Origin of the sequence: Enterobacter cloacae complex sp. 382A5, assembly GCF_050031095.1 — a bacterium.
GTDB classification, from domain to species: domain Bacteria; phylum Pseudomonadota; class Gammaproteobacteria; order Enterobacterales; family Enterobacteriaceae; genus Enterobacter; species Enterobacter cloacae.
In genome coordinates, this window is the sequence record NZ_JBLGVK010000001.1 from 3,462,898 (window position 1) to 3,485,567 (window position 22,670).

Sequence of the window (22,670 nt, forward strand, 5' to 3'; positions counted from 1 at the left end):
TTTTCCTGCCCTTTCGCCCATGACTGATAACGCTGTACTTCAATTACGCGCCGAACGCCTTGCCCGCGCGACTCGCCCTTTTCTCGCTCGTGGCAACCGCATCCGTCGCTGCCAGCGCTGCCTGTTGCCGTTAAAAGTGTGCCTGTGCGACACGCTGGTACCGGCCACGGCGGAAAGCCGTTTTTGCCTGGTCATGTTTGATACCGAACCGATGAAACCCAGCAATACGGGCCGTCTGATCGCCGATATTCTGCCTGATACGGCCGCGTTTCAGTGGTCGCGAACGGAGCCTCCTCAGGCCCTGCTCGACTTAGTGGCAAGCCCGGACTATCAGCCGATGGTCGTTTTCCCCGCCTCCTATGCAGGCGCCGACCGTCAGGTATTGTCAGCCCCGCCATCCGGAAAACCACCGCTGTTTATTATGCTGGATGGCACCTGGACGGAAGCGCGGAAAATGTTCCGTAAAAGCCCTTACCTTGACGCGCTGCCGATCATTTCTGTCGACCTCTCTCGCGTATCGGCCTACCGCTTACGTGAAGCCCATGCTGACGGACAATACTGCACCGCCGAAGTGGCGATCGCACTGCTGGATTTAGCGGGTGATACCGAGGCGGCTGCCGCGCTGGGCAGCCATTTCTCCCGTTTTCGCGAACGCTATCTGGCGGGAAAAACCGTTCATAAGGGCAGTGTCACAGCAACCGGGACAGAAAACGTTTAAAATCATCAGGTCGCTTGCATTCACAGGAGGCCTGCATGAGCCAGCGAGGGTTAGAAGCGCTACTACGTCCTAAATCCATAGCCGTCATCGGCGCATCAATGAAACCGGATCGCGCTGGCTATCTGATGATGCGCAATCTGCTGGCCGGCGGATTTAATGGCCCCGTTATGCCCGTTACACCGGCCTATAAGGCCGTTCAGGGGGTACTTGCATGGCCTGATGTGCAGAGCCTGCCTTTCGTACCCGATTTGGCCGTACTCTGTACAAATGCGAAACGTAACCCGGAATTACTGGAATCGCTCGGCAAGAAAGGGTGTAAGACCTGCATTATCCTCTCATCTCCTCCTGAACAGCAGCCCGAGCTTCTGGCGTGCGCCAGCCGCTATCAAATGCGTATTCTTGGGCCGAACAGTCTGGGATTACTCGCCCCCTGGCAAGGACTGAATGCCAGCTTTTCTCCAGTGCCGATCCGTAAAGGCAAACTTGCTTTTATTTCGCAGTCGGCTGCGGTATCCAACACGATCCTTGACTGGGCGCAGCAGCGTGAGATGGGGTTCTCCTACTTCATCGCCCTGGGTGACAGCCTGGATATCGACGTGGATGAACTGCTGGATTTTCTGGCGCGTGACAGCAAAACCAGTGCGATCCTGCTTTATCTTGAACACCTCAGCGACGCCCGTCGTTTTGTGTCGGCATCGCGCAGCGCGTCACGTAATAAACCCATCCTGGTCATCAAAAGCGGACGCAGCCCTGCAGCACAAAGCCTGCTGCATTCCCATTCCGGGATGGATCCCGCCTGGGATGCGGCTATCCAGCGCGCGGGTTTACTGCGGGTACAGGACACGCACGAACTTTTTTCAGCCGTCGAGACGTTGAGTCATATGCGTCCGTTGCGTGGAGAGAAATTAATGATCGTCAGTAACGGCGCAGCTCCGGCGGCGCTGGCGCTGGACGAACTGTGGTTACGTAATGGCAAGCTGGCCACGCTCGGTGAAGAGACGCTTCAGCGCCTGAGAGAGGCTTTACCCATCAGCGTTGCCCCCGGGAATCCCCTTGATCTACGCGATGATGCCAGTAGCGATCGCTATATCAAAGCCATTTCTATTTTGCTGGATAGTCAGGATTTCGATGCGCTGATGATTATCCACTCCCCCAGCGCGGTCGCTCCTGGCAGTGAGAGCGCGCGAGCCCTCATTGAAGCAGTGCGTAACCATCCGCGTGGTAAATACGTCACTCTGCTCACCAACTGGTGCGGTGAGTTCTCCTCTCAGGAGGCACGGCGACTATTCAGCGAAGCGGGGTTGCCAACGTACCGTACCCCGGAAGGGACTATTACCGCCTTTATGCATATGGTGGAGTACCGTCGTAACCAGAAACAGTTGCGTGAAACCCCAGCATTGCCGGGCAATCTGACGGCAAATTCCGTCGACGTTCACCGGCTGTTGCAACAGGCTATCGATGAAGGTGCGACATCGCTGGACACTCACGAAGTGCAACCCATTCTTGGTAGCTATGGGATGCAGACGCTGCCAACCTGGATCGCCAGCGACAGCGCGGAAGCAGTACATATTGCCGAACAGATAGGCTATCCAGTCGCCCTTAAGCTTCGCTCACCGGATATTCCCCACAAGTCCGATGTGCAGGGGGTAATGCTGTATCTTCGAACCGCGGCTGAAGTTCAGCAAGCGGCAGATGCTATTTTCGACCGCGTAAAAATGGCCTGGCCCCAGGCCAGAATCCACGGACTGCTGGTGCAAAGCATGGCGAACCGCGCGGGCGCACAGGAACTGCGGGTGGTTGTTGAGCACGATCCGGTTTTTGGCCCGCTCATCATGCTGGGAGAAGGTGGCGTGGAATGGCGCCCTGAAGAACAAGCCGTGGTGGCCTTACCGCCGTTGAACATGAACCTTGCTCGCTATCTGATTATTCAGGCCATCAAAAGCAAAAAAATCCGTGGCCGGAGCGCCCTGCGTCCGCTCGACATTGCGGGGTTAAGCCAGTTCCTGGTGCAGGTCTCAAACCTGATAGTCGATTGCGCGGAGATACAGCGGCTGGACATTCATCCTCTGCTCGCCTCCGGCAATGAGTTCACGGCGCTGGACGTCACGCTGGATATCGCACCATTCGAAGGCGACAGAGAGAGCCGTCTGGCAATCCGTCCTTATCCTCTGCAACTGGAAGAGTGGGTGGAGATGAAGAACGGTGAGCGTTCGCTGTTTCGCCCCATTTTGCCGGAAGACGAACCGCAACTGCGGACGTTTATCTCTCAGGTCACGAAAGAGGATCTTTACTATCGCTACTTCAGCGAAATCAACGAATTTACCCACGATGATTTAGCCAATATGACCCAGATCGACTACGATCGAGAAATGGCCTTTGTCGCCGTTCGTCGTTCCGAAAACGGTGATGAGATCCTTGGCGTGACACGTGCTATTTCAGATCCGGATAACGTCGATGCGGAGTTTGCCGTACTGGTGCGCTCCGATCTTAAAGGCCTGGGCCTTGGGCGGCGGCTACTGGAAAAACTCATCAGTTATACGCGCGATCACGGATTGTTACGCCTGAATGGCATTACTATGCCAAACAATCGCGGTATGGTGACCCTGGCGCGAAAACTCGGTTTTGACGTTGATATTCAGCTGGACGAGGGGATTGTTGCCCTCTCCCTCACTCTGAAATCGCCGGATAAACCCGAGTAAGCTACTGGAAATGTTACCCACTTTGGACGGGACTGGTGGTATCATTGTCCGCTTATGTTGTTTGCATGGTACAGACAACCCTTCAATGAACAGAGAAGAAACGCACTGTGATGTTGTCAAAATTTAAGCGTAATAAACATCAACAACACCTTGCTCAACTACCGAAGATTTCTCAGTCAGTTGATGATGTAGAGTTCTTTTACGCTCCCGCTCATTTTCGGGAGACGCTTCTGGAAAAGATTGCCAGCGCCACGCGACGCATTTGCATTGTGGCACTCTATCTTGAACAAGATGAAGGTGGCCGCGCGATCCTGAATGCGCTCTACGAAGCCAAGCGTCAGCGTCCTGAACTGGATGTTCGCGTGCTGGTTGACTGGCACCGCGCTCAGCGTGGCCGTATTGGCGCTGCTGCTTCAAATACAAACGCAGACTGGTATTGCCGCACGGCGCAGGAAAATCCTGGCGTTGATGTCCCTGTTTACGGGGTGCCGGTGAATACCCGTGAAGCGCTTGGCGTACTCCATTTCAAAGGGTTCATCATCGATGACAGCGTGCTTTATAGTGGCGCGAGTCTGAATGATGTTTACCTTCATCAGCTCGATAAGTATCGCTACGACCGCTACCATCTGATCCGTAATTCGCAGATGGCCGACATCATGTTTAACTGGGTGGATAAGCATCTGGTACATGGCCGTGGTGTGAATCGCCTTGACGATCCTCATCGCCCGAAAAGCCCGGAAATCAAAAACGACGTTCGCGCGTTCCGCCAGGAGCTGCGCGATGCGGTTTATCATTTCCAGGGCGATGCAAACAACGAAGAGTTGTCCGTTACACCTCTGGTGGGCTTAGGAAAATCCAGCCTGCTGAACAAAACGATTTTCCATCTGATGCCGTGCGCAGAGCAGAAGCTCACTATCTGTACGCCGTACTTTAACCTTCCCGCCGTGCTGGTGCGCAATATCATTCAGCTGCTGCGCGACGGTAAAAAAGTGGAAATTATTGTCGGTGATAAAACGGCTAATGACTTTTTCATTCCTGAAGATCAACCCTTCAAAATCATCGGCGCCCTGCCCTACCTTTATGAGATTAACCTGCGTCGTTTCCTCAGTCGCTTACAGTATTACGTAAACACCGACCAGCTGGTGGTGCGTCTCTGGAAAGATGAAGATAACAGCTATCATCTCAAAGGAATGTGGGTTGATGATGAATGGATGCTGCTGACCGGCAACAACCTGAACCCTCGTGCCTGGCGTCTGGATCTGGAAAACGCAATTCTGATCCACGATCCACAACATGAACTGGCCGCGCAGCGTGAACGTGAGCTGGAACTTATTCGTACACATACGACGGTTGTTCGTCATTATCGCGAGCTACAGAGCATTGCCGATTATCCGGTGAAGGTTCGTAAGCTTATTCGCCGTTTGCGTCGCATCCGTATCGATCGTCTTATCAGCCGTATTCTGTAATATCCAGGCCCTGCCACCCGCAGGGCTTTTTTATGGAGCTGTTGATGCGTCTTCCTCTGTTAGTCATGACCCTCTGTTTAACCGGCTGTAGCCATATGGCGAACGATAGTTGGTCCGGCCAGGATAAAGCGCAACACTTCCTCGCATCCGCGATGTTGTCCGCTGCCGGTAATGAGTACGCCCAGCACCAGGGGTATAGCCGGGATCGTAGTGCGGCAATCGGCCTGATGTTCTCAGTCAGTCTTGGGGCATCTAAAGAATTATGGGATAGCCGCCCCTCAGGGAGCGGCTGGAGCTGGAAAGATTTTGCCTGGGATGTTGCCGGTGCCACGACCGGCTATGACGTGTGGCAGATGGCGCATTATTAAAGACGAATACCTTTCCCTTTGTGATGCAGCATCAGGGATACGATAAAGGCCAGCGCCCCCATGATCGTCACATACCAGAAGAATGTCGTTTCGCTTCCCCATGATTTCAGGGACAGCGCAACGTACTCCGCCGAACCACCAAACAGGGCATTGGCGACCGCATAAGAAAGCCCTACTCCCAAAGCACGCACCTGTGCCGGAAACATCTCGGCCTTGAGTATTCCGCTGATCGAGGTGTAGAAACTCACAATCACCATCGCCAGCATCACCAAAGCAAATGCGGCATAAGGTGATGAGACGTGCTGAAGCGCGGTTAAAATGGGGACGGTACATAAGGCGGACATGCCACCAAAAATCAACATTGATGTGCGACGGCCGATCTTATCTGAGAGCGCACCAATTAGCGGCTGTATCAGCATAAAGACGAACAGCGCGGCGGTCATGATGACGCTGGCGACGTTGGCGTGCATTCCCGTAGTATTCACCAGATACTTTTGCATGTAGGTGGTAAAAGTATAAAAACTGAGTGAACCACCGGCGGTGAAACCGAGAACCATCAGGAAAGCTTTGCGGTTTCGCCACAGTCCTTTAAACGATCCCGCTTCCTTCAGCGCCCTGACCTCTTTTTGCGAGGTTTCGTCTAACTGACGGCGCAGCCAAAGCGCCACGATCGCCAGTGCAGCTCCCATCGCGAAAGGAATTCGCCATCCCCATTCATGAAGCTGGCTGTCTGTGAGGATCTGCTGCAGGATCACGACAACCAGAATGGCCAGCAGTTGACCACCGATGAGCGTGACATACTGGAAAGAGGCGTAAAAACCCTTCCGACCTTCAAGTGCAATTTCACTCATGTACGTGGCGCTGGTGCCGTACTCTCCCCCAACGGAGAGTCCCTGGAATAAACGAGCCAGCAATAAAAGGGCGGGCGCCCAGGTTCCGATAGCGTCATACCCCGGCAGACAGGCGATGATAAGGGAACCAAAACACATCATGCAGACCGAGATCAGCATGGAGGTTTTACGCCCGCGACGGTCTGCGATACGGCCAAATAACCAGCCACCAATCGGCCGCATTAAGAATCCTGCGGCAAATACACCTGCCGTTTGCAGTAGCTGCGTTGTGGTGTTTCCTGACGGGAAGAAAATATGTGCGAAGTAAAGTGAACAGAATGAGTAGACGTAAAAGTCGAACCATTCAACCAGGTTACCGGATGAGGCACTAACAATTGCCCATACCCTTCTTCGGGTATCACTGGCAACCAGCGTCCCGTTCGATGTAATGCTTTCGGTCATTATGATTATACTCCTGCCATAAACAACGGCATGTTGAGCTCTGAAGGAACTCAATACCTTGTAAATTAAATGTTATTATTTTGTTATAAATAACATTGCGAGGGAGATCACAAATTTCGTTAGCAAGGTAAGTTCCGGAGAAAGCCCAGGAGGGGAATGGTGCGGTCTGGTGCCCTCTCCCGCAGGGTGAGGGAGAAAACAAAAGCAAAAAACCCCGCACCTTACGGTACGGGGTTTTTCTTATTTGATGCCTGGCAGTTCCCTACTCTCACATGGGGAGACCCCACACTACCATCGGCGCTACGGCGTTTCACTTCTGAGTTCGGCATGGGGTCAGGTGGGACCACCGCGCTAAAGCCGCCAGGCAAATTCTGTTAATCTGTATCAAGGCTGAAAATCGTCTCTCTTCGCCAAAACATCTTCGGCGTTGTAAGGTTAAGCCTCACGGTTCATTAGTATCGGTTAGCTCAACGCATCGCTGCGCTTACACACCCGACCTATCAACGTCGTCGTCTTCAACGTTCCTTCAGGAGACTTTAAGTCTCAGGGAGAACTCATCTCGGGGCAAGTTTCGTGCTTAGATGCTTTCAGCACTTATCTCTTCCGCATTTAGCTACCGGGCAGTGCCATTGGCATGACAACCCGAACACCAGTGATGCGTCCACTCCGGTCCTCTCGTACTAGGAGCAGCCCCCCTCAATTCTCCAGCGCCCACGGCAGATAGGGACCGAACTGTCTCACGACGTTCTAAACCCAGCTCGCGTACCACTTTAAATGGCGAACAGCCATACCCTTGGGACCTACTTCAGCCCCAGGATGTGATGAGCCGACATCGAGGTGCCAAACACCGCCGTCGATATGAACTCTTGGGCGGTATCAGCCTGTTATCCCCGGAGTACCTTTTATCCGTTGAGCGATGGCCCTTCCATTCAGAACCACCGGATCACTATGACCTGCTTTCGCACCTGCTCGAGCCGTCACTCTCGCAGTCAAGCTAGCTTATGCCATTGCACTAACCTCCTGATGTCCGACCAGGATTAGCTAACCTTCGTGCTCCTCCGTTACTCTTTGGGAGGAGACCGCCCCAGTCAAACTACCCACCAGACACTGTCCGCAACCCGGGTAACGGGTCTACGTTAGAACACCAGCCATTAAAGGGTGGTATTTCAAGGACGGCTCCACGCAGACTGGCGTCCACGCTTCAAAGCCTCCCACCTATCCTACACATCAAGGACCAGTGTTCAGTGTCAAGCTATAGTAAAGGTTCACGGGGTCTTTCCGTCTTGCCGCGGGTACACTGCATCTTCACAGCGAGTTCAATTTCACTGAGTCTCGGGTGGAGACAGCCTGGCCATCATTACGCCATTCGTGCAGGTCGGAACTTACCCGACAAGGAATTTCGCTACCTTAGGACCGTTATAGTTACGGCCGCCGTTTACCGGGGCTTCGATCAAGAGCTTCGCGTTGCCGCTAACCCCATCAATTAACCTTCCGGCACCGGGCAGGCGTCACACCGTATACGTCCACTTTCGTGTTTGCACAGTGCTGTGTTTTTAATAAACAGTTGCAGCCAGCTGGTATCTTCGACTGATTTCAGCTCCACCCGCAGGGGCTTCACCTACATATCAGCGTGCCTTCTCCCGAAGTTACGGCACCATTTTGCCTAGTTCCTTCACCCGAGTTCTCTCAAGCGCCTTGGTATTCTCTACCTGACCACCTGTGTCGGTTTGGGGTACGATTTCGTGTTACCTGATGCTTAGAGGCTTTTCCTGGAAGCAGGGCATTTGTTACTTCAGCACCGTAGTGCCTCGTCATCACACCTCAGCGTTAAAAGGTACCGGATTTACCTGGAACCTCCGCCTACATGCTTAAACCGGGACAACCGTCGCCCGGCTAACATAGCCTTCTCCGTCCCCCCTTCGCAGTAACACCAAGTACAGGAATATTAACCTGTTTCCCATCGACTACGCCTTTCGGCCTCGCCTTAGGGGTCGACTCACCCTGCCCCGATTAACGTTGGACAGGAACCCTTGGTCTTCCGGCGAGCGGGCTTTTCACCCGCTTTATCGTTACTTATGTCAGCATTCGCACTTCTGATACCTCCAGCAACCCTCACAGGCCACCTTCAACGGCTTACAGAACGCTCCCCTACCCAACAACACAGAGTGTCGCTGCCGCAGCTTCGGTGCATGGTTTAGCCCCGTTACATCTTCCGCGCAGGCCGACTCGACCAGTGAGCTATTACGCTTTCTTTAAATGATGGCTGCTTCTAAGCCAACATCCTGGCTGTCTGGGCCTTCCCACATCGTTTCCCACTTAACCATGACTTTGGGACCTTAGCTGGCGGTCTGGGTTGTTTCCCTCTTCACGACGGACGTTAGCACCCGCCGTGTGTCTCCCGTGATAACATTCTTCGGTATTCGTAGTTTGCATCGGGTTGGTAAGCCGGGATGGCCCCCTAGCCGAAACAGTGCTCTACCCCCGAAGATGAGTTCACGAGGCGCTACCTAAATAGCTTTCGGGGAGAACCAGCTATCTCCCGGTTTGATTGGCCTTTCACCCCCAGCCACAGGTCATCCGCTAATTTTTCAACATTAGTCGGTTCGGTCCTCCAGTTAGTGTTACCCAACCTTCAACCTGCCCATGGCTAGATCACCGGGTTTCGGGTCTATACCCTGCAACTTAACGCCCAGTTAAGACTCGGTTTCCCTTCGGCTCCCCTATACGGTTAACCTTGCTACAGAATATAAGTCGCTGACCCATTATACAAAAGGTACGCAGTCACACCCGAAGGTGCTCCCACTGCTTGTACGTACACGGTTTCAGGTTCTTTTTCACTCCCCTCGCCGGGGTTCTTTTCGCCTTTCCCTCACGGTACTGGTTCACTATCGGTCAGTCAGGAGTATTTAGCCTTGGAGGATGGTCCCCCCATATTCAGACAGGATACCACGTGTCCCGCCCTACTCTTCGAGTTCACAGCCTGTGCATTTTCGTGTACGGGACTATCACCCTGTACCGTGCGACTTTCCAGACGCTTCCACTAACACACAAGCTGATTCAGACTCTGGGCTGCTCCCCGTTCGCTCGCCGCTACTGGGGGAATCTCGGTTGATTTCTTTTCCTCGGGGTACTTAGATGTTTCAGTTCCCCCGGTTCGCCTCGTTAACCTATGTATTCAGTTAACGATAGTGCAACGGATTGCACTGGGTTTCCCCATTCGGACATCGCCGGGTCAAGGGTTCATATCACCTCGCCGGCGCTTTTCGCAGATTAGCACGTCCTTCATCGCCTCTGACTGCCAGGGCATCCACCGTGTACGCTTAGTCGCTTAACCTCACAACCCGAAGATGTTTCACTTCTGATTGCGAAAATTTGAGAGACTCGAACACACATAACATGTGTGTCGTTTCAATTTTCAGCTTGATCCAGATTTTTAAAGAGCAAATATCTCAAACATGACTCGCAAGTCAGTTTTGAGATATGACGGCAGGTGACTTTCACTCACGAACCAGCAAGTGGCGTCCCCTAGGGGATTCGAACCCCTGTTACCGCCGTGAAAGGGCGGTGTCCTGGGCCTCTAGACGAAGGGGACGTACAGTCTCAATCGCAAGACGCCTTGCTATTTACTTTTCATCAGACAATCTGTGTGAGCACTGCAAAGGCAGGTTCTTTAAGGTAAGGAGGTGATCCAACCGCAGGTTCCCCTACGGTTACCTTGTTACGACTTCACCCCAGTCATGAATCACAAAGTGGTAAGCGCCCTCCCGAAGGTTAAGCTACCTACTTCTTTTGCAACCCACTCCCATGGTGTGACGGGCGGTGTGTACAAGGCCCGGGAACGTATTCACCGTAGCATTCTGATCTACGATTACTAGCGATTCCGACTTCATGGAGTCGAGTTGCAGACTCCAATCCGGACTACGACGCACTTTATGAGGTCCGCTTGCTCTCGCGAGGTCGCTTCTCTTTGTATGCGCCATTGTAGCACGTGTGTAGCCCTGGTCGTAAGGGCCATGATGACTTGACGTCATCCCCACCTTCCTCCAGTTTATCACTGGCAGTCTCCTTTGAGTTCCCGGCCTAACCGCTGGCAACAAAGGATAAGGGTTGCGCTCGTTGCGGGACTTAACCCAACATTTCACAACACGAGCTGACGACAGCCATGCAGCACCTGTCTCACAGTTCCCGAAGGCACCAATCCATCTCTGGAAAGTTCTGTGGATGTCAAGACCAGGTAAGGTTCTTCGCGTTGCATCGAATTAAACCACATGCTCCACCGCTTGTGCGGGCCCCCGTCAATTCATTTGAGTTTTAACCTTGCGGCCGTACTCCCCAGGCGGTCGATTTAACGCGTTAGCTCCGGAAGCCACGCCTCAAGGGCACAACCTCCAAATCGACATCGTTTACGGCGTGGACTACCAGGGTATCTAATCCTGTTTGCTCCCCACGCTTTCGCACCTGAGCGTCAGTCTTTGTCCAGGGGGCCGCCTTCGCCACCGGTATTCCTCCAGATCTCTACGCATTTCACCGCTACACCTGGAATTCTACCCCCCTCTACAAGACTCCAGCCTGCCAGTTTCGAATGCAGTTCCCAGGTTGAGCCCGGGGATTTCACATCCGACTTGACAGACCGCCTGCGTGCGCTTTACGCCCAGTAATTCCGATTAACGCTTGCACCCTCCGTATTACCGCGGCTGCTGGCACGGAGTTAGCCGGTGCTTCTTCTGCGGGTAACGTCAATTGCTGTGGTTATTAACCACAACACCTTCCTCCCCGCTGAAAGTACTTTACAACCCGAAGGCCTTCTTCATACACGCGGCATGGCTGCATCAGGCTTGCGCCCATTGTGCAATATTCCCCACTGCTGCCTCCCGTAGGAGTCTGGACCGTGTCTCAGTTCCAGTGTGGCTGGTCATCCTCTCAGACCAGCTAGGGATCGTCGCCTAGGTGAGCCGTTACCCCACCTACTAGCTAATCCCATCTGGGCACATCTGATGGCAAGAGGCCCGAAGGTCCCCCTCTTTGGTCTTGCGACATTATGCGGTATTAGCTACCGTTTCCAGTAGTTATCCCCCTCCATCAGGCAGTTTCCCAGACATTACTCACCCGTCCGCCACTCGTCACCCGAGAGCAAGCTCTCTGTGCTACCGTTCGACTTGCATGTGTTAGGCCTGCCGCCAGCGTTCAATCTGAGCCATGATCAAACTCTTCAATTTAAAAGTTTGATGCTCAATGAATTAAACTTCGTAATGAATTACGTGTTCACTCGTTGAGACTTGGTGTTCATTTATTGTCCGAAGACATTAAGAATCCATGTCACTTTGAGTGCCCACACAGATTGTCTGATAAATTGTTAAAGAGCAGTGCCGCTTCGTTTTCGCTGCGGCGCGGGGTGTGCATATTACGCTTTCCCGCTTCAGAGTCAAGCGTTTAATTTGCTTTTCTCTGCTGACCCGGCGGCGTGTGTGCCGTTGTTCCGTGTCAGTGGAGGCGCATTATAGGGAGTAATTCTGAAGCTGCAAGGATAAAGTGAAAATTATTTACTGACTGCTCACTTTCCAGGCAAATTACATCCCAGACCTCAATTCTGGCCTGGTTTTTAAACAAAAACGAGCCGCAAGCGGCTCGTTTTTGTGTTTTGTGACTTACTGCACTGCCACAATTCGGTCGTCGTTGGCTTCCAGACGGATAACTTTGCCCGGAACCAGTTCGCCTGACAGTATCTGCTGCGCCAGCGGGTTTTCGATCTGCTGCTGGATAGCACGTTTCAACGGACGCGCCCCGTAAACCGGATCGTAACCATTTTCGCTCAGCAGTTTCAGCGCATCGTCAGAGATGTGAATTTCATATCCACGCTCTTCCAGACGTTTGTACAGACGCTGCAGCTGGATCTGTGCAATCGACGCAATGTGTTTCTCACCCAGAGGATGGAATACCACCACTTCATCGATACGGTTGATGAACTCCGGACGGAAGTTATGGCTAACCACACCCAGAACCAGATCCTTCATATGGCTGTAATCCAGTTCACCGAAACGTTCCTGAATCAAATCGGAACCCAGGTTCGATGTCATGATCACGACCGTATTACGGAAATCCACCGTTCTCCCCTGCCCGTCGGTCAGACGACCATCATCCAGGACCTGCAGCAGAATATTGAACACATCCGGGTGCGCTTTTTCCACTTCGTCCAGCAGGATGACGGAATAAGGGCGACGGCGTACCGCTTCTGTCAGGTAACCGCCCTCTTCATAACCGACATATCCCGGAGGTGCCCCCACCAGACGTGAAACGGAGTGTTTCTCCATAAACTCGGACATGTCGATACGCACCATCGCATCGTCGCTGTCGAACATAAAGTTAGCCAGCGCCTTACATAGCTCGGTTTTACCCACCCCGGTAGGGCCCAGGAACAGGAACGAACCAATCGGACGATTAGGATCAGACAATCCGGCGCGGCTACGACGGATGGCGTTGGAAACCGCTTCAACCGCCTCGTCCTGGCCAATCACGCGCTGATGCAGATCCTGCTCCATGCGCAGCAGTTTATCGCGTTCGCTTTCCATCATGCGTGCTACCGGAATACCGGTCCAGCGCGCCAGCACCTCTGCAATTTCCGCATCCGTTACTTTGTTACGTAACAGACGCATTGTTTTGCCTTCAGACTGCGTCGCAATCTCAAGCTGTTTCTCCAGCTCAGGGATTTTGCCGTACTGCAACTCTGACATTCGCGCCAGGTCACCCACACGACGCGCCTGCTCAATGGCAATTTTTGCCTGTTCGAGTTCAGCCTTAATGGTCTGAGTGCCAGAGAGTGACGCTTTCTCTGCCTTCCACTCTTCTTCTAACTCAGAATACTGGCGCTCTTTATCGTCCAGTTCCTCATTGAGCATATCGAGGCGTTTTTTACTGGCTTCATCAGACTCTTTCTTGAGTGCCTGCTGTTCCAGTTTGAGCTGAATGATACGACGGTCGAGTCTGTCCAACTCTTCCGGCTTCGAGTCTATCTGAATACGAATGCTGGATGCGGCCTCATCGATAAGGTCGATCGCTTTATCCGGTAACTGACGGTCGGCGATATAACGATGCGAAAGCGTCGCTGCCGCAACAATCGCCGGGTCAGTGATCTGCACATGGTGGTGCAGCTCATAACGTTCTTTCAGACCACGCAGGATCGCGATGGTATCTTCCACGCTTGGTTCCGCGACAAACACCTTCTGGAAACGACGTTCAAGCGCAGCATCTTTTTCAATGTACTGACGGTACTCGTCCAGCGTCGTGGCACCCACACAGTGAAGTTCACCGCGTGCCAGTGCAGGTTTCAGCATGTTCCCGGCATCCATCGCGCCGTCTGCTTTACCGGCACCGACCATGGTGTGCAACTCATCGATAAACAGAATGACATTGCCTTCCTGTTTTGCCAGATCGTTAAGCACGCCTTTCAGACGCTCTTCGAATTCACCGCGATACTTCGCCCCGGCCACCAGCGCCCCCATATCCAGTGCCAGTACACGGCGGCCTTTCAGCCCTTCCGGTACTTCACCGTTTACAATACGCTGCGCCAGCCCTTCAACGATGGCGGTTTTACCAACACCCGGTTCACCAATCAGCACCGGGTTGTTTTTGGTACGGCGCTGCAGAACCTGAATAGTACGGCGAATTTCTTCATCACGGCCGATCACCGGGTCAAGTTTACCCTGCTCAGCACGCTCGGTCAGATCGACCGTAAATTTTTTCAAAGCCTGACGTTGGTCTTCGGCTCCCTGATCGTTCACGCTTTCACCCCCACGCATTTTCTCAATCGCCTGAGTCACATTGGCCGTGGTTGCGCCGGCAGTTTTCAGCAGGTCGGTCAGGGTACCGCGTGATTCAAGCGCCGCCAGAACAAACAGTTCCGACGAAATAAAGTTGTCCCCACATTTTTGCGCCAGCTTGTCGCAAAGGTTCAGCACCCGCACCAGATCCTGGGACGGCTGAACGTCGCCGCCGGTACCTTCTACCTGCGGTAAACGGCTCAGTGCCTGATCGATGGCAGTGCGTAACTGGCCAGCATTAATGCCAGCAGACGTTAATAATGGACGTACCGATCCCCCTTCCTGATTCAGCAAGGCGCTCATTAAATGAAGAGGTTCGATGAATTGGTTGTCGTGCCCCAGTGCAAGGGACTGGGCATCGGCGAGAGCAAGCTGGAATTTATTAGTAAGACGATCCAGACGCATAACTCCTCCCATAACAGGTCAAATTTGCTACTGGAGATTAAATGAGGTCATCCCTCAATTATTCAAGGTTAATGACCTGAATTATGTGAAAAGAAAACGGCACGTGCCGGATCGTCTTGATTCTTTAGGTTATATCAGCCAAATAAAACTTGCCATACGCCCCGTCGTCTTGTCGCGGCGATAAGAGAAGAAATCACCCTTTTCGGTGAACGTACAGCGGTCACCGCCGAAGATCTGCGTCACCTTGACATTATTCAGACGCTGACGTGCAAGCTGATAAATATCGGCCAGATATTTTTCCCCCACGGGTTCGAAAGCGTTAACGGCTTGCGGATCTTTTGCCATAAACGCTTCACGAACCTCTGGGCCCACCTCGAATGCCTGAGGACCAATTGCCGGGCCAAGCCAGGCAATGATATTTGCAGGATCGTCTTTGAAGCAGGCGACGGTTTCTTCCAGCACGCCTTCACACAGACCACGCCAGCCCGCATGAGCAGCCGCAACCTCGGTACCCGCACGGTTACAAAACAGCACCGGCAGGCAATCGGCTGTCATCACCGCGCATACTGTTCCCTGCGTATCGCTGTAGGAGGCATCGGCACGTTTAGACGCGTAGGGTTCTCCCGTCAACTTCAGCACGGCTTTACCGTGAACCTGCTCAAGCCACACCGGTTTAGACGGTAAGTTGCCCGCAGCAAACAGCCGCGAGCGGTTTTCTTCAACGTGTTCCAGGTTGTCGCCGCAGTGTGCGCCAAGGTTCAAAGACGCCCACGCCCCCTGACTTACCCCGCCAACGCGGGTTGAACTGCAGGCAGCCACACCTTCAGGCAGTGGCCACTCCGGAACAATCAGTTTGGTCATAACCAGTCCACTTGATCTTTGTGTTCTTCAAAATCCGCGCGCATGGCGTCAATAAGCTCCACCATATCCTGCGGGATCGGCGCATGCCATTCCATTTGAATCCCTGAAATAGGGTGATAAAGGCGCAGCATGGTGGCGTGCAGCGCCTGACGATCAAACTTGCGCAGTACGCTGATGAACTCGTCCGATGCCCCTTTTGGTGGACGCGGACGACCACCGTAAACCTGATCCCCCACCAGCGGATGGGTGATGTGCGCCATATGCACGCGGATCTGGTGGGTACGACCGGTCTCCAGACGCAGACGCAGACGCGTATGAATGCGGAAATGTTCCATAATGCGATAGTGCGTCACCGCCGGTTTACCCATCGGATGCACCGACATATGAGTACGTTTGGTAGGGTGACGGCTGATCGGCTCATCAACCGTACCGCCAGCAGTCATATGGCCAATAGCCACGGCTTCATATTCGCGGGTGATCTCACGCAGCTGCAGTGATTCCACCAGGCGAGTCTGGGCAGGTACGGTCTTTGCCACCACCATCAGACCGGTGGTGTCTTTATCCAGACGATGCACGATACCGGCACGCGGCACATCAGCAATCGGCGGATAATAATGGAGAAGTGCGTTAAGTACCGTACCGTCAGGATTCCCCGCTCCTGGATGAACAACCAGGTCGCGCGGCTTGTTAATCACCAGAATGTCATCATCTTCATAGACGATGTCCAGTGGGATATCCTGTGGCTCGAAGCGGATTTCCTCTTCGATTTCAGCATTGATGGCGACAGCTTCCCCACCTAACACTTTCTCTTTCGGTTTGTCCCAGACTTTACCGTTTACCAGCACGCGCTGGTCAAGAATCCATTCTTTTATGCGTGAACGCGAATAATCAGGGAACAATTCGGCCAAAGCTTGATCTAAGCGTTGACCGAGCTGATTTTCGGAGACTGTTGCGGTGAGTTCTACTCGTTGTGCCATAAACTGCTTCTTCGTTTAACGTTGGGTTTTACGGCTTTGCCGTTTAATATAGTGTGCTATTGTAGCTGGTCTTAATCGGGAGCAGGAACAGAGTTTCTCCCGGACAAACATTTGAGGAAAGTCAAAACGTCATGACGCGCATGAAATATCTGGTGGCAGCGGCCACGTTGAGCCTGGCTTTGGTGGGCTGCTCCGGTTCAAATGAACAGGTCCCTGACAATCCGCCGAATGAAATCTATGCGACTGCACAACAAAAGTTGCAGGACGGTAACTGGAAACAGGCGATAACGCAACTGGAAGCGTTGGATAATCGCTATCCATTTGGTCCGTATTCGCAGCAGGTACAGTTAGATCTCATCTACGCATACTATAAAAATGCCGATCTGCCGCTGGCTCAGGCAACCATCGATCGTTTCATGCGTCTGAACCCGACTCATCCTAACATCGACTATGTAATGTACATGCGCGGTCTGACCAACATGGCGCTGGATGACAGTGCCCTGCAGGGCTTCTTCGGTGTGGATCGCTCCGACCGTGACCCGCAGCATGCGCGTGATGCGTTCAACGACTTTTCCAAACTGGTGCGCGGCTATCCGAACAGCCAGTACGTAACCGACGCCACCAAACGTCTGGTGTTCCTGAAAGACCGTCTGGCGAAATACGAATACTCGGTTGCTGAATACTACACCCGTCGTGGCGCATGGGTTGCCGTGGTTAACCGTGTAGAGGGAATGCTGCGTGATTATCCGGATACGCAGGCGACCCGCGACGGCCTGAAGCTGATGGAAAATGCTTACCGCCAGATGCAGATGACCGCACAGGCAGACAAGGTAGCAAAAATCATCGCCGCGAACAGCAGCAACACCTGATAGCGACGTCAAAGCAAAACGGCAGCCCGCGGGCTGCCGTTTTTTTATTCATTTCAGACAAAGCTGAAGCGGTTTAGCTTCAACACATCCTATCAACTATGACCGCAATTTTTGCCTTCGACAAGGTAAATCTCACCTCTTCCTGCCCTGCCTCACAAAAAAGATTCCCTGACAAAAACCGACAAAATAACGTGATCTAAATCACACATTTTGACATTAGGACAGGTATGCTGGAATCACCAAGACGGAAAGACAAGAGGTAAAATTTATGACAATGAACATTACCAGCAAACAAATGGAAATTACCCCGGCAATTCGCCAGCACGTCGCAGACCGTCTCGCCAAACTGGATAAATGGCAAACACACTTAATTAATCCACATATCATCCTGTCTAAGGAGCCGCAGGGTTTCATCGCTGACGCAACTATCAATACTCCAAACGGCCATCTGGTCGCCAGCGCAAAACACGAGGATATGTACACCGCTATTAACGATTTGATCAACAAGCTGGAACGGCAGCTCAATAAAGTGCAGCACAAAGGTGAAGCCCGTCGCGCCACGACCTCGGTGAAAGACGCCAGCTTCGCGGAAGAAGTTGAAGAAGAGTAATCCTTTAAATTGAGTTTACCGCCAACGCGCCTTCGGGCGCGTTTTTTATTGACAGGGTGAAAACAGTACGGGTACTTTAACGTTATCAACCACAGGATGATTTCATGAAACTGACGCCGTTTTTCTTCGCATTCTTTTTTACCTTCCCCTGAACGGGAGGCGTTTCGTCGTGTGATAAAGAATGCGAAGACGAACAACAAGGCCTCCCACACCGGGGGGCCTTTTTTATTGATAACGATAAAACGAGACAGACAACACTATGACACCGGAAAACCCGTTACTGGATCTGCGAGTAAAAATCAGCGCGCTGGATGAAAAATTACTGGCACTTCTGGCTGAACGCCGCGCGCTCGCCATCGAAGTGGGTAAAGCCAAACTGGACTCCCACCGTCCGGTACGTGATATCGACCGCGAACGCGACCTGCTGGAACGTCTGATTCAACTCGGCAAAGCCCATCACCTTGACGCACATTACATCACCCGTTTGTTCCAGCTCATCATCGAAGACTCTGTTCTGACCCAGCAAGCGCTGTTGCAGCAGCATCTGAATAAAACCAACCCGCACTCTGCCCGCATCGCGTTTCTTGGCCCTAAGGGCTCCTACTCCCATCTGGCTGCCCGCCAGTACGCTGCACGTCATTTTGAAGAGTTCATTGAGAGCGGCTGCGCAAAGTTCGCCGATATTTTCAATCAGGTGGAAACCGGCCAGGCGGATTACGCCGTCGTGCCGATTGAGAACACCAGTTCCGGTGCCATCAACGACGTGTACGATTTGCTGCAACACACCAGCCTGTCGCTGGTTGGGGAGCTGACAATCCCTATCGATCACTGCGTGCTGGTCTCTGGCTCAACCGATTTGAGCACCATCGAGACGGTCTACAGCCATCCGCAGCCGTTCCAGCAGTGCAGTCAGTTCCTCAACCGTTATCCGAACTGGAAAATTGAGTACACCGAAAGCACCTCCGCAGCAATGGAAAAAGTCGCCCAGGCAAACTCCCCTACCGTCGCGGCGCTGGGCAGCGAGGCGGGCGGTGCGCTGTATGGTCTCCAGGTTCTGGAACGTAACCTGGCAAACCAGACGCAAAACATTACCCGCTTCATCGTGCTGGCACGCAAAGCCATTAATGTCTCTGATCAGGTGCCCGCCAAAACCACCCTGTTGATGGCAACCGGGCAGCAGGCAGGCGCACTGGTTGAAGCGCTGCTGGTACTGCGTAACCACAATCTGATCATGACCAGACTCGAATCGCGCCCGATTCACGGCAATCCGTGGGAAGAGATGTTCTATCTCGACATTCAGGCCAACCTGGAATCACCGTCCATGCAGAAAGCCCTGCGTGAACTGAGCGAAATCACCCGTTCAATGAAGGTGCTGGGCTGTTATCCGAGCGAAAACGTGGTACCGGTTGACCCAAGCTAACGTTCGATAAACCGGCTTTTCTTCATCCCTGCCACACTGACCGGCAGGGTGAAGATAGCGCCGGAGAGGGGATATTGCGCCACCTCCTGCGCATCCATATTTTCCCGGGTGGTCGTGATAAACAGCGTTTTCATATCGTCACCGCCAAAGCAGACCATCGTAGGGCAACGGACCGGCATTCGGTACTCTTCCAGTTGCTCTCCCTGAGGTGAAAAGCGCGCGATGCGCCAGCCATCAAACAGCGCACTCCAGTAACAGCCTTCCACGTCCATCGCGGCACCGTCAGGTATCCCTTCGCCGTCGTTGAACCGGCGGAATACCTCCCTTTTACCGGGTTCCCCCTGCTCATCCAGTGGGGTACGGTAGATAACGCCGTTTGGCGTATCAGAAGTAAACATCCACCGCTGGTCGGGGCTGAATGCCAGACCATTGTGGCCATGAATGTCGCACTGGATAACTTTTGGCGTCAGATCGTTATCAATGCGCATCAGCAGCGCCCCGTTGTAATCACCCGGTGCCCAGAAGGTCCCGGCGTAGAACTGGCCCCGGTGATCGGTTCCCCCATCATTGAAACGCGCAAGCTGCGGATTCGACGGGTTATCACAGACTTTGCGCTGCAGCAGGCCGTGTTTATCGGAAAGCCAGATGCCGCTTCGCATCGCGACGATAAAGCCGCCGCGTTCGCGCAGGGCGAAACACCCCACCTCTTCGTGGAAAGAGAGCACGGTGTGTTCCGCCGTGGGTAAATGATAACGGTGGATCTCACCTTCAAGAATATCCGCCCAGTAAAGCGCATTTTCCTCTGCACTCCACGTCGGGCATTCGGGCAGATGCCCGGTGTAGTTCAACAGCAGCTGCGGTTCGGCCATGACAGTTCCCCAAAATGAAAAAAGCCAGCAATGCTGGCTTTCAGTATATACATCATCGCATTACTGGCGACTGTCATTTGCCTGACGCAACAGCGTGCGGCTCTCGCTCTGGAAACGTTGCGCGTAATCGCCAAACCAGTGTTCAACCTTACGGAAGCTGTCGATAAACGCCTGCTTGTCGCCGTGCTCCAGCAGCGTAATGGCTTCGCCAAAACGCTGGTAGTAACGCTTAATCAGTGCCAGGTTGTTCTCAGACGACATAATAATGTCGGCGTAAAGCTGGGGATCCTGAGCAAACAGACGCCCTACCATCGCCAGCTCCAGACGATAGATAGGCGAAGAGAGTGCCAATAACTGCTCAAGCTGCACATTCTCTTCCGCCAGATGCAGCCCATAGGCAAAGGTCGCAAAGTGACGCAGCGCCTGGATGAACGCCATGTTCTGATCGTGTTCAACCGCGCTAATGCGGTGCAGCCGCGCGCCCCAAACCTGAATCTGTTCCAGGAACCACTGGTAGGCTTCCGGCTGACGACCATCGCAGTAGACCACCACCTGTTTCGCCAGGCTGCCGCTGTCCGGGCCAAACATAGGATGTAGCCCCAGGACCGGCCCCGTGTGCGCGGCCAGCATTGCCTGCAGCGGACCATTTTTCACGGACGCTAAATCCACCAGGATGCAATCTGCAGGTAGCGGAGGAAGCTTCGCAATGATCTGCTCCGTCACGTGAATCGGCACGCTGACAATGACCATTCCGGCATCTTTCATCAGCTCCGGTGCTTTTGCCCAGTCCTCTTTTTCCAGGATACGCACCTGATAGCCAGACAGGGTCAGCATTTTTTCAAACAGCCGCCCCATCTGACCCGCCCCGCCCACAATAACGACCGGGCGCAGGGACGGGCAAAGGGTTTTGAAGCCTTTATCGTTTTCGCTGGAGTAGGACTCCCGCATCACACGACGCAAGACATCTTCAATCAAATCCGGCGAGACGCCCAGCGCCTGGGCCTCTTTACGACGGGAAGCCAGCATGGAGGCCTCGCGCTCCGGAACGTAAATCGGCAGGCCATATTTGCTTTTGACCTCACCCACCTCGGCAACCAGCGCCATACGGCGCGCTAACAGATCCAGCAGCGCCTTATCCACTTCATCAATTTGATCGCGTAATGCGGTCAATTCAGCAACCATACCTAACCTCTTAAGCCAGACGCGTCGCCAGCTGGCCGTTTATATCTTTGTGGATCTCACGCAGCAGCGCATCGGTGGTTTCCCAGCTGATGCAGGCATCCGTCACGGACACACCGTACTTCATTGCGCTGCGCGGTTGTTCAGATGATTGATTGCCTTCATGAATATTGCTCTCAATCATCAGACCGATAATAGAACGGTTGCCGTCTTTGATTTGTGCGACCACCGATTCCGCCACCGCAGGCTGACGACGGTAATCTTTGTTCGAATTACCATGACTGCAATCTACCATCAGTGCCGGGCGCAGTCCCGCCTGCTCCATCTCTTTTTCACACTGTGCCACATCTGCCGGGCTGTAGTTTGGCGCTTTACCGCCGCGAAGGATCACATGACCGTCCGGATTACCCTGCGTCTGCAGGAGACAAACCTGGCCCGCCTGGTTAATACCTACAAAGCGATGCGGCATGGCCGCGGCGCGCATGGCGTTGATCGCCGTGGCAAGGCTACCGTCGGTCCCGTTTTTAAAACCAACCGGCATCGACAGACCAGACGCCATTTCACGGTGGGTTTGTGATTCCGTGGTACGCGCACCAATCGCAGACCAGCTAAACAGATCGCCCAGGTACTGCGGGCTGTTCGGATCCAGCGCTTCGGTTGCCAGTGGCAGCCCCATGCTGACCAGCTCAACCAGCAGGCGACGCGCAATCTTCAGACCGGCTTCCACATCAAACGAGCCATCCATGTGCGGATCGTTAATCAACCCTTTCCAGCCAACGGTGGTACGTGGCTTCTCAAAATAGACGCGCATCACCAGGTAGAGGCTATCGCTGACCTCCTCCGCTAATGCTTTAAATCGACGAGCGTACTCAATGGCGGTTTCAGGATCGTGAATGGAGCAAGGACCACATACCACCAGCAGACGCGGATCGCGGCCAGCGATAATGTCAGAAATGGTCTGGCGCGAGTGCTCAATTTGAGCCTCCTGCGCGGCGCTCAGCGGGAACTCCGCTTTCAGTTGATCCGGTGTAATCAAAACCTGTTCGTCAGTGATATGTACGTTGTTCAGCGCGTCTTTTTGCATGATGGCGATCCTGTAAAGCTCGTTTGCGATAGGTGTTTT

At 53.4% G+C, this 22,670-nt stretch carries 15 protein-coding genes, 1 tRNA gene, 3 rRNA genes and 1 other annotated feature; of the genes, 8 read left to right on the forward strand and 11 right to left on the reverse strand.

What is annotated here, in order from left to right; genetic code table 11:
• The first annotated feature begins 19 nt into the window (after positions 1 to 19).
• The 4 genes from tapT (at position 20) to ACQG2G_RS16285 (ending at position 5,251) form a co-directional block, all read left to right on the forward strand.
• On the forward strand, positions 20 to 718 hold the full coding sequence (tapT, locus tag ACQG2G_RS16270; protein ID WP_013098331.1) for a tRNA-uridine aminocarboxypropyltransferase: 699 nt from the start codon (positions 20 to 22) through the stop codon (positions 716 to 718).
• A 35-nt stretch (positions 719 to 753) separates the two neighbouring features.
• The gene (locus ACQG2G_RS16275; protein WP_013098332.1) at positions 754 to 3,417 is read left to right on the forward strand and encodes a bifunctional acetate--CoA ligase family protein/GNAT family N-acetyltransferase; all 2,664 of its coding nucleotides are present in this window, start codon (positions 754 to 756) and stop codon (positions 3,415 to 3,417) included.
• A gap of 110 nt (positions 3,418 to 3,527) precedes the next feature.
• A complete protein-coding gene (pssA, locus tag ACQG2G_RS16280; RefSeq protein ID WP_029882218.1) occupies positions 3,528 to 4,883 on the forward strand; it encodes a CDP-diacylglycerol--serine O-phosphatidyltransferase in 1,356 nt (451 codons plus the stop codon).
• Between the two features lie 44 nt (positions 4,884 to 4,927).
• The gene (locus ACQG2G_RS16285; RefSeq protein ID WP_369118622.1) at positions 4,928 to 5,251 is read left to right on the forward strand and encodes a YfiM family lipoprotein; all 324 of its coding nucleotides are present in this window, start codon (positions 4,928 to 4,930) and stop codon (positions 5,249 to 5,251) included.
• Here the strand turns inward: ACQG2G_RS16285 and ACQG2G_RS16290 are convergent.
• From ACQG2G_RS16290 to rluD, 8 genes are all read right to left on the reverse strand, one after another.
• The gene (locus tag ACQG2G_RS16290; RefSeq protein WP_348596179.1) at positions 5,248 to 6,543 is read right to left on the reverse strand and encodes an MFS transporter; all 1,296 of its coding nucleotides are present in this window, start codon (positions 6,541 to 6,543) and stop codon (positions 5,248 to 5,250) included. The genes ACQG2G_RS16285 and ACQG2G_RS16290 overlap by 4 nt on opposite strands.
• A gap of 249 nt (positions 6,544 to 6,792) precedes the next feature.
• Positions 6,793 to 6,908, reverse strand: a 5S ribosomal RNA gene (gene rrf / locus ACQG2G_RS16295).
• A 66-nt stretch (positions 6,909 to 6,974) separates the two neighbouring features.
• Positions 6,975 to 9,877: ribosomal RNA gene (locus ACQG2G_RS16300) — 23S ribosomal RNA — on the reverse strand.
• Between the two features lie 182 nt (positions 9,878 to 10,059).
• A tRNA-Glu gene (locus ACQG2G_RS16305) sits at positions 10,060 to 10,135 on the reverse strand.
• Positions 10,136 to 10,219: 84 nt separating this feature from the next.
• Positions 10,220 to 11,759: ribosomal RNA gene (locus ACQG2G_RS16310) — 16S ribosomal RNA — on the reverse strand.
• The 16S, 23S and 5S rRNA genes sit together here with 1 tRNA gene alongside, the layout of an rRNA operon.
• A gap of 429 nt (positions 11,760 to 12,188) precedes the next feature.
• Positions 12,189 to 14,762 (reverse strand): ATP-dependent chaperone ClpB, encoded by a 2,574-nt coding sequence (gene clpB / locus ACQG2G_RS16315; RefSeq protein ID WP_348595941.1) that lies wholly within the window; start codon positions 14,760 to 14,762, stop codon positions 12,189 to 12,191.
• 129 nt (positions 14,763 to 14,891) lie between these two features.
• Complete coding sequence (yfiH, locus tag ACQG2G_RS16320; RefSeq protein WP_013098337.1) at positions 14,892 to 15,623, reverse strand: purine nucleoside phosphorylase YfiH; 732 nt, start codon at positions 15,621 to 15,623, stop codon at positions 14,892 to 14,894.
• Positions 15,620 to 16,600, reverse strand: a complete 981-nt coding sequence (gene rluD, locus ACQG2G_RS16325; RefSeq protein WP_029882082.1) for a 23S rRNA pseudouridine(1911/1915/1917) synthase RluD — start codon at positions 16,598 to 16,600, stop codon at positions 15,620 to 15,622. The genes yfiH and rluD overlap by 4 nt, the downstream gene beginning before the upstream one ends.
• 131 nt (positions 16,601 to 16,731) lie before the next feature.
• On the opposite strand from rluD, the gene bamD reads away from it, so the two are divergent.
• From bamD to pheA, 4 genes are all read left to right on the forward strand, one after another.
• Complete coding sequence (gene bamD, locus ACQG2G_RS16330; protein ID WP_013098339.1) at positions 16,732 to 17,469, forward strand: outer membrane protein assembly factor BamD; 738 nt, start codon at positions 16,732 to 16,734, stop codon at positions 17,467 to 17,469.
• Positions 17,470 to 17,737: 268 nt separating this feature from the next.
• Entirely contained in the window at positions 17,738 to 18,079 is a 342-nt protein-coding gene (gene raiA, locus ACQG2G_RS16335; protein WP_008502470.1) for a ribosome-associated translation inhibitor RaiA, read from the forward strand.
• A gap of 103 nt (positions 18,080 to 18,182) precedes the next feature.
• Positions 18,183 to 18,308: a sequence feature (Phe leader region), on the forward strand.
• Positions 18,184 to 18,231: a pheA operon leader peptide PheL gene (gene pheL, locus ACQG2G_RS16340; RefSeq protein ID WP_100249759.1), complete on the forward strand. Its 48-nt coding sequence runs from the start codon at positions 18,184 to 18,186 to the stop codon at positions 18,229 to 18,231. Its footprint overlaps the feature before it by 48 nt.
• Positions 18,309 to 18,338: 30 nt before the next feature.
• Positions 18,339 to 19,499, forward strand: coding sequence for a bifunctional chorismate mutase/prephenate dehydratase (pheA, locus tag ACQG2G_RS16345; protein WP_013098340.1), 1,161 nt, complete (start codon positions 18,339 to 18,341; stop codon positions 19,497 to 19,499).
• Here the strand turns inward: pheA and ACQG2G_RS16350 are convergent.
• The 3 genes from ACQG2G_RS16350 to aroF are packed head-to-tail and all read right to left on the reverse strand — an operon-like array spanning position 19,496 to position 22,631.
• On the reverse strand, positions 19,496 to 20,368 hold the full coding sequence (locus tag ACQG2G_RS16350) for an SMP-30/gluconolactonase/LRE family protein (RefSeq protein WP_045901427.1): 873 nt from the start codon (positions 20,366 to 20,368) through the stop codon (positions 19,496 to 19,498). The two genes, pheA and ACQG2G_RS16350, sit on opposite strands and share 4 nt — an antisense overlap.
• 60 nt (positions 20,369 to 20,428) lie before the next feature.
• Positions 20,429 to 21,550, reverse strand: a complete 1,122-nt coding sequence (gene tyrA / locus ACQG2G_RS16355) for a bifunctional chorismate mutase/prephenate dehydrogenase (RefSeq protein ID WP_013098342.1) — start codon at positions 21,548 to 21,550, stop codon at positions 20,429 to 20,431.
• A 10-nt stretch (positions 21,551 to 21,560) separates the two neighbouring features.
• Positions 21,561 to 22,631, reverse strand: a complete 1,071-nt coding sequence (aroF, locus tag ACQG2G_RS16360; RefSeq protein ID WP_013098343.1) for a 3-deoxy-7-phosphoheptulonate synthase AroF — start codon at positions 22,629 to 22,631, stop codon at positions 21,561 to 21,563.
• Between the last annotated feature and the right edge of the window lie 39 nt (positions 22,632 to 22,670).

Excerpts from the sequence above, each read along its gene's own strand:
- yfiH (WP_013098337.1), bottom strand. The coding sequence starts at position 15,623 with ATGACCAAACTGATTGTTCCGGAGTGGCCACTGCCTGAAGGTGTGGCT.
- pheA (WP_013098340.1), top strand. The coding sequence starts at position 18,339 with ATGACACCGGAAAACCCGTTACTGGATCTGCGAGTAAAAATCAGCGCG.
- ACQG2G_RS16285 (WP_369118622.1), top strand. The coding sequence starts at position 4,928 with ATGCGTCTTCCTCTGTTAGTCATGACCCTCTGTTTAACCGGCTGTAGC.
- bamD (WP_013098339.1), top strand. The coding sequence starts at position 16,732 with ATGACGCGCATGAAATATCTGGTGGCAGCGGCCACGTTGAGCCTGGCT.
- rluD (WP_029882082.1), bottom strand. The coding sequence starts at position 16,600 with ATGGCACAACGAGTAGAACTCACCGCAACAGTCTCCGAAAATCAGCTC.
- ACQG2G_RS16275 (WP_013098332.1), top strand. The coding sequence starts at position 754 with ATGAGCCAGCGAGGGTTAGAAGCGCTACTACGTCCTAAATCCATAGCC.
- tapT (WP_013098331.1), top strand. The coding sequence starts at position 20 with ATGACTGATAACGCTGTACTTCAATTACGCGCCGAACGCCTTGCCCGC.
- clpB (WP_348595941.1), bottom strand. The coding sequence starts at position 14,762 with ATGCGTCTGGATCGTCTTACTAATAAATTCCAGCTTGCTCTCGCCGAT.
- ACQG2G_RS16290 (WP_348596179.1), bottom strand. The coding sequence starts at position 6,543 with ATGACCGAAAGCATTACATCGAACGGGACGCTGGTTGCCAGTGATACC.
- pssA (WP_029882218.1), top strand. The coding sequence starts at position 3,528 with ATGTTGTCAAAATTTAAGCGTAATAAACATCAACAACACCTTGCTCAA.
- ACQG2G_RS16350 (WP_045901427.1), bottom strand. The coding sequence starts at position 20,368 with ATGGCCGAACCGCAGCTGCTGTTGAACTACACCGGGCATCTGCCCGAA.
- tyrA (WP_013098342.1), bottom strand. The coding sequence starts at position 21,550 with ATGGTTGCTGAATTGACCGCATTACGCGATCAAATTGATGAAGTGGAT.
- raiA (WP_008502470.1), top strand. The coding sequence starts at position 17,738 with ATGACAATGAACATTACCAGCAAACAAATGGAAATTACCCCGGCAATT.
- aroF (WP_013098343.1), bottom strand. The coding sequence starts at position 22,631 with ATGCAAAAAGACGCGCTGAACAACGTACATATCACTGACGAACAGGTT.